Annotated in this window: 2 protein-coding genes; both read right to left on the bottom strand. The window is 71.1% G+C overall.

Annotated elements, in window-relative coordinates:
* A partial coding sequence (locus VFO68_RS01585) for a type IV secretion protein Rhs (RefSeq protein ID WP_325156302.1) occupies positions 1-4,787 on the bottom strand: 4,787 nt, incomplete at its 3' end.
* Positions 4,788-4,799: 12 nt separating this feature from the next.
* On the bottom strand, positions 4,800-8,056 hold a 3,257-nt coding region (locus VFO68_RS01580), incomplete at its 5' end, for a LamG domain-containing protein (protein ID WP_325156301.1).

The raw sequence follows: 8,056 nt of genomic DNA, 5'->3' as shown, positions 1-8,056 counted from the left end.
TAGGTGTAGGTCGCGGTGCCGGCACCGGGGCCGGTCGTTCGCACGCTGCGCAGCGTGTGCGGTTGCGCCGCGCGCGCCGCCGGATAGGTGTACTCGCGCGTGCTGTCGGTCGCCCCGTGATCGACCGAGGTGCGCCGGTTGCCCACGTTGTCGTAGGTGAACGACTGCCAGTACGGCGCGGGGCCACCGAGCGCGGCGACCGACCGCGCGGCCGCGCAGTCCCCGCTCGCCGGCGTCCACGCCTCGGTGAGGCGGCGCATCCGGTCGTAGCCGAAGCACTGCGTATCGGCGGTGCCGGCGGCCGGCACGTCCGCGATCTTCGTGACGTTGCCCGGAGCGTCGTAGCCGTACCTCTGGTCGGCGACCAGAGCGGGTTCGGTCTCCCGGGTGGTGAGGATGTTGCTGAGCCGGCGGGTGCCGATCTCGTACTGGCGCAACGTATCCATCCATCGGCCGGACTCGTGGCCGCGGGACAGCACGGCCACCTCGCCGTACCGGGTATAGCTGGTTGCGGTGACGTAGTAGGTGTTCGCGCCCGTGCTGGACAGGTTGGTGCGCAGGGTGGTGGGCAGACCCAGGTCGTTGTACTCCGGCACGAGCGTTTCGGTGGGCAGGTTGCCGATCTGCGGGAGGCGGATGCTGGCCGGCGAGCCGTCCGGGTGGTAGCCGTAGGCGTAGTTGTACGTGCCGGCCACCCCGGTCTGCCCGGCGGGGATGATCACCGAGCGGCCGGTCGGGCGGTAGCCGTCGTCGTAACCGAGCATCTGCTCCACGTAGGCCTCGCCGTTGACCCATCGGGTGGTCTTGGCGAGTTGGCCGCGCAGGGTCACCGTGGGGCTGATCGTGTCGTAGGCCCATTCCGCCCGCACCGGGCCGGTGGCGGAGCCGTCCCGCAGGCTCGTCCGGCGGCCCAGCACGTCGTAGGTGTAGGCGAGCGTGTTGCCCCGACTGTCCGTCGTGGTCAGCAGGTCCCCTGCGTCGTTGTAGGTCATCGTCGCCCCGCCCTTGTCCGGGTCGGACGTCACCTTCTGCCGGCCGCGCACGTCGTACTCGTAGGTCCAGTTGTTGCCGGCCGGGTCGGTCACGGCGGTCTTCTGGCCCTTGCGGTCGTACCGGTAGGCCGTCGTGTCGTGATCGCCGGACGCGGTCGCCCCGTGGTACTGCCACAACTGCACCGGCCGGTCGTAGGCGTCGACCACGGTGGACGTCGGCGTGCCGCCCTGCGGTGGGGTGACGTCGGTGCGGTCGCCCCCGTACCGGGTCGTGGTGCTCCATTTCCTGGCCCCGTTGACCAGGAACGTCTCCTCGGCCACCCGTCCGGCGCCGTCGTAGTCGGTGACGGTCTGCGTGGGCACCTGTGCGTCCGGCACCGGCTGCACCAGGGTGACCGACGCGGCACCGTCGGCGACCCGTGGCCCGCTCACCTTGACCGATCGTCCGGCGCTGTCGTAGTGGGTGTCGGTGATCAGGACCCCGCCGGTGCCGGCCGCGCGCTCCTGGGTCTGACGCCGGCGAAGGTGCGCGTCGAAGAGCGTGTACTTCGTCGTGCTGGCCCCGTTCGGCAGCAACGTCGCGGTGGCCACCACGGTCGCCGCGGTGTTTCTGACGTGGTAGGCGAAACTCATGTTGGGAGTGTCGGTGGTGGTCCGTCCGGGCAACCACACCTTGCTCAGCCGACCCAGCCCGTCGTACCCGCGCCGGGTCACCTTGTCGTTGGCGTCCTCGGTCTCGGTGGGCAGTCCCCAGGCCGGTTCCAGCGTTTCCCTTGTCTCCCACTGGAGTGCGTTCCTGACCACCGTGGCGGTGACCGGCCCGCCCGTCGCGGGGACGTAGTCGTGCAGGGTCACGTTGCCGCGTTCGTCGGTGACGTTCTTCTCCCGGCCGTACTCGTCGTGCGTGACCGCGGAGGTGACGTGGTAGCCGGCCGCCGCCGAGGTCCAGGTCTTGAGCTCCTCGACCCGGCTGACCAGTCCGCGGGTCGGCGCCGTGCCGAACGACAGTTGGTCGTAGCTGGTCCGCTCGTCGGAGATGATGTCCGCCTCGGTCAGGCCGGGGCCTTTCGCCCGGACACAGTCCACGCCGAACTCCTGGACCCGGGACGGGTAGGAGACCAGCCACGCGGTGGTGTTCCGCGCGTAGCTGGTGAGGGTGCAGCGCTGGTCGTCCGGGACCGTCTCGTCGCCCAGGTTCTCCTCCTCGATCGGCATCCCGTAGCCGTCGAACGTGGTTCTGGTCATGGTGCGCCGCACAGGTCGCCCACCGTCCAATGTGGTCCGCTCGCGCTCGGCTGCGACCCCGGTGTGTCGCGCGTACACGGTCGAACCGTTGACCGTCCGGGTGGCGGTCGGCTCCGACTGCCACGGCTCGTACACCGTCGCCGACACCTCGGTGCCCGGTCCGTTGTAGACGATCTCCTCCCGTGGCATGCCGGCGAACGCGTCCTCGTCCGCCACCGCCGGTGCGCCGCCCGCGGCCGGCAGGGTGACCGAGCGCGGCGGTGCGTTCGAGCCCTGCCGGTCGCCGTGCATGCCGCGGAAGTACCGGGTCTCGGCGCGGGTCTGATCGTCCGGGTCGCCCTCGGTGACCTGGACCCTGGAATACCCCCGCCAGACGGACCAGGTCTTCGACTTGGCGTCGATGATCCCGTCGTCGTCGGTGTACCGCCAGGCCGGCGGGTCGGGGTAGTCGTACCGGGTGATCGTCCGGGGTGACCTGGCGTCCGACGGCAGCGCCAGATCCGTCTCGGTCACCACGGTCACGACGTACTTGTGGAAGTAGTCCTGCACCGGCGCGGTGTAGCCGTCCGGAGTCCAACGGACCGGGAAGCAGCGCAGGTTGTTCGTCTCGGGCGCGGACGGCATCCGGGTGTTCACGACGCAGTCCGCGTCCGAGTAGGTGACGTCGATGCTGGCCCCGGTCTCGGTGCCGATGTGCGCCAGCCGGCGCCATATCATCGGCGGCGAGTGGTCGTTCGCGTCCACCCGGTTGGGCTTCTGGACGCCGGTGAAGGTGACGTCCGGCACCGTCACCGGCCCACCGACGTGACCGGTGTGCCCGATGGCGGCCAGCCACAGCCGGGCCCGGGTGGCGTCGCCGGGGGTGGGGAAGGAGTGCCGCAGGGCCCAGGACTCGACCAGCTTGTACGCCGTTCCGTTGCGCACCTTCGAGGTCACCGTGGTCAGCCGGCGGCTGGTCCAGAACGTGGGCGAGGCGATGAGACAGCTGGTCGTCGTGGACGTGGTGCAGGCCAGGTCCCACGGGGTGTCCGGCCAGTTCGCCGGGGTCTTGGCGGTGCAGTCGGTTGCCAGACAACGGTTCCCGGTGTCGAACTTCACCTGCATCGGCGCGGTGCCGTAGGCGGTGTCGGCGCGGGTGCCGTAGTCGATGTGGTCGAGGTAGCCGCCGCGCACGTACTCGGTCCTGGTGGCCTGCGCGCGCATGTAGACGTTGGTTTCCTTGCCGTACCAGTACGTCACCGTGTTGCCGCTGGGATCCTTGACGAAGTCCAGGTTCCAACGCCACGCCTGGGTGCAGAACTGGGTGCCGGTGCTGCACGGTTCGTTGGCGTGGTTGCCGTACACCGGAACGGTCCACACCGAGTTGGTCTCCGGCTTGTTCGTGGCCCAGCCGGGCGGTTTGTTGTGGCCGAACCAGTACTGGGTACCGTCCGGCGTGGTGACCACCCAGTGCTCACCGTCGTTGTCGCCGTTCTTGGCGCTGGAGCCGGTGGTTTCGCGCTTGACCCGGGTGCCGTCGTCACCGCGCAGCCGCCAGAAGCCGGCCGGGTCCTTCAGCAACTCGGCCGTGCTGCCGCCGAACGAGAGCACCGCGTTGTCGGTGGCCCAGCACAGGTCGCCCCGCTTCGGGACCGCGCTGCCACCGGTGTCGTCGCCGCACGACCGGTACCGGCGTTCGATGAAGCCCGGCTGCCAGTCGAAACCCTCACCGATCCAGGATGTCTGGGTGTTGGAGCCGGAGATCCGCCCGTCCACGCTGCTGGAGGAATACCGCAGCTCGACACCGGGCTCCGGGCCACCGAGGCCGGGTGGCATCCGCATCGGGTACGACCAGCCGAAATCACCCGAGCTGCCGCCGGCCTGCCACACCGACGAGGACTGCAGTGGGGAGGCGGAGAAGTCGCCCGCCGGCGAGGCCGGGGTTCCGGCGAGCGCCAGCGTCGAGTCCTGTCCGGACACCTCCACGTCAGCGGTCAGCACCCCGGCGGTGATGTTGTTGCCCACGGGTTTGGGCTGGGTGCCCGCCATCGCGGTCAGCCCGAGCCGGGCCCCCCAGTCCGCGCCGTAGGCGTTGCGGAACGCCGAATAGTCCACCGACAGGCGCACCCGACTGGTGTCGGATGCCCCGTCGGATCGCCGAATCCGAAGCAGCAGGCCGTTCACGCCGGACTCCTCCGCCGCGGCCCGGTCCAACACCTCGAACCTCATCCGGGACGGCGGCGCGACCGCGGCGCTTCCCTCAGGTGGTACGGGCTCGGCGCGCAGCGGCAGGCCGCCGGCCCGGATCAGCTCGGCAAGGCCGGCGTCGGCCACATCCGCCACCGGCCACACCGGCGCGGCCGGTTGCTCGCCCGGGGTGTCGTCGACCGGAGCCGGTTGTTCGGCGGCCAGCCGCACCGGAACCGACGGATCTTCCTGCGGCTGCGGGCGTTGTGCCGCCGCCGCCGGGACGGCCGCGGTCACCGCGATCACCAGCGACGACATGAGCGCCAGGGTCACCGACCCGGCCAGCGCCCGAACCCTTGTCCGGGAAGCGATCCGAACTGACATTGACGATCCCCCTCAGAGTGCGGCCAACTTGCCGATCTCGGGTGCCGGCAGGACACCCTGGTACACCACGACCTCGTCCACGTCGCCCGGCCAGTAGTCGACCTCGCGCGGCGGGCCACCCCCCGGCGAGTACAGCGCGCGGCCGATCTCCAGCGGTCCGGTCGCCTGCCAACGGTCCGGTCGCGCCGTCGTGCCAGCCAACTCGCCGTTGACGTACAACCGGATCTGGCCGGCCGAAGCGTCGAACACGCCGGTGAGATGGGTCCACACCGCGAGGTCGTCGGGGGTGATCGGGGCCGAGGCGAGCGAGGCGTGCCACAGTGTTTCGCCGTCACCGTCCCGCGGCGGCAACGAGAACGACCAGCGGGACTGGTCGACGCCGTTCACCAGGAAATGCCGCGTGCCGAGGAAGAACGCGGACATCTCGGCGCCGCGCTGGCTCAGCACGGTCCGGTTGCCCACCAGTGAGGACGTGCGGACCCGGGCGGCGACGGTGAACGACTGGTCGGTGCGCAGCACCGGACCGCCGGTGGACAGCGACTCGGTCGTGCCGTTGAGCGACACCGCGGACAGCGGCAGGCCGTTCTGGTCGTCGGTCCACATGATCGTGTCCGGGCCGGTCACCGGGCGACGGAACGGGGACGCATCGCTGCCGTCGCCGTCCAGTGCCCACCGTCCGGTCAGCGTGGCGGCCATCGGGGCCAACTCCTCGGCGGAGACCACCCGGTCCCAGACCTTGGCCTCGGCGATGCCGCCCTGCCACCACATGATGTAGCCGCCGGCGTACCTGGTCCGGCCGATCTGCACCGCCTGCGTGGCGCGGAAGAACGTCGCGTCGGTCATGGTGGCCTCGAGCACACCGTTGACGTAGAGCCGAAGCTGCCGGGTCGCCGCGTCGTGCACGGCCGCGACGTGGTTCCACACGCCGCGGCTGGTCGCCGTGGTGCCGATGATGTTCTTCCGCGGCGGGTCGGCGACGTCACCGGCCACCGCGTAGGCCACCCACCGGCCGTCCACGTTGGAGCGCAGCATGAACGAACTGGAGGTGACGCCGGAGAAGCTCAGCGCGTCCCGGATGCCGCTGGACGTGGCGGCGGGCGCCAGCCAGGCCGACACCGAGAAGCTGCGGGTGGTGTCGATCGGAACGCCGGTCGCGGTGGCGGAGTCGTCGACGCCGTCGAGCGTCAGCGCGGTCGGACCGCCGAGCATTCGGCCGGGCGTGCCCGTCGCGCCGCCGGACAGCACGGCATCGCGTCCACCGGAAGAGTCGGCGAGTGTGGTGACACCGGCCGGTTCGGCCAGGTTCCAACTCGCCACGGGTGCGGTGGCCGAGCCGATGTTGAACGGGTACACGGTGGCCGGGCTGGTGCGGCCGGACCGGTCCACGCTGACCACGTACAGGGCCATCAGACCACCGGAACCCGGATCGGCGGGCTTGGGCGGCGGCGGGGTGAGCGGCAGCGTCACCGCCGCGCCGAGGCTGGGCGCCGGCACGAGCGTGGTCGGCGGATCCGCCCAACCCCACCGGTAGCCGGTCACGTCGGCCACACCCGAAGCGGTGAAGGTGAAGTCCGCGGTCAGGCCGACCGCGCCGTACACCTGGTTGATGTCGCTGCCGTAGACCGGGGAACCCACCACCGGGGCCACCGCGGGACCCTGCAGATCCACCTCGAACTCGCACCAGGCACTCGCGGTCGACCCGTCGATGCCGGACGAGCCGTTGTGCGACCACGGATCCAGCGTCTGCGCCTGCCACCGGTAGATCCCGCCGTGCACCAACCCGCTGGCGATGAGCACCTCGGCGGTGGCGCCCGATCGGAGCGACCGCTGCTCACCCGAACCCAGCGCCCGCCATACCGCTGGTGTGACGGACGTGTCGAGGCGCTGCCAGACGAACGAGCCGCGCAGGTCGGTCTCTCCGGCGTCCACATCGGACACCACGGCGCGCAGCCGCGGCGTGGCGGTGGAGATCACCGGCCGGGCGGTGCCGGTCGCGCAGCCGGCCAACTCGCTGGACAGCCGGGTCGGGGTGCCCGGCCGGGTGTTGTAGGTGATCGACAGCGTGGCGTCGTTGCGGAATCGCTTCCACCCGAGCGACATGTTCCCTTCGTTGCCCGCGCGCAGGCCGAGACCCAGGCTCGCCCACCGGTTCGCCGCCGCGGTGGCGACGCCCGCCGTTGCGGTGAACTCGACCCGGCCGGGTCCCGGGCTGCAGCCACCGCTCCTGGCCACCGAGACGCTGTGCAGAAGCTGCGCCCAGGAGCCGGAGTGGTTGTTCCAGTTGGTCGATGAGGAGACGGTGTTCACCCGCCACAGCTGTACCGGCCGGGCCGTGCAGTTGTACGCCGCGGTCTCGTACGCCGAGAACGTGGCACCGAGCACATGCGAGCCGCGCACCGCCGCCGGGATCCCGAACTCCCACGCCAGCCGTTTGATCTGGTCACGGACGCAGTTGCCGTCGTCCTGCACGTCACACAGACCCACACCCTGGTCGCCGCTGAAGTTGTAGTACTCCTCGGCCGGAAACCCGCTGGAGATCATGGCCCAGTCGTTGCGCGGCCCGGCCACCACCGGATCAAGGTGGACGGGGAACGTCGTGCCAGGATCGGTGAGCAGCCCCAGGTCCGGCTCGAGCGTCAGGTCGGCGGGGCCGAACTTGAGCGTGATCGGGGCGCTGCGGTCCCCGTTGGCCGGCGCGTCGATCTCCCGGGCACTGCCGCCCGCGGAGTCCCACATCAGCGGCGCCGGGCTGGCCAGCACGGGTGTGCCGCGCGCGTCCGCGACGACGAAACCGCCCTCGTCGTCCGGCCGGATCGACAGACCGTCGGCCTGGACACCGAACCGGACCTGCCGCACCGCGGGATTGCCCGCCGCCGACCGGTTCTTGACCACGAGCATCTCGGAGATGTGCCCCGGCCGGGCCGTCAGCACCAGGTCGACACCGGGCAGCACGTCGAGATAGCGGGCCTGGGCGCCATCGAGTACGGGCGCCGGCAGCGGCCACGGCGGCAGCAGCGTCACGCTGCCGCCACCCGCCGCGAGCCGGGTCATCGGCCCGGCCCCGCCGCCCGAGAACCACACGTCGTAGGGCACCGCCGCGGCCCGGATCCGCTCCCCGACCCGGTGCAGCGTGGTGTCGACCGCCGTCCACGACCCGTCGGCGCGCCGGACCCGCACCGGACTGCTCACCTGATTCGTGGTCCAGGTCCCGTCCGGATTGACGAACGTCTGGGCTCGCTCGGTGCGCTGGGACAGGTCCTCCACCGGCT

Source organism: Actinophytocola sp., assembly GCF_035712165.1.
In the GTDB taxonomy this organism is placed as follows: domain Bacteria; phylum Actinomycetota; class Actinomycetes; order Mycobacteriales; family Pseudonocardiaceae; genus DASYTH01.
This window is presented reverse-complemented; position numbering and strand designations above follow the sequence as displayed.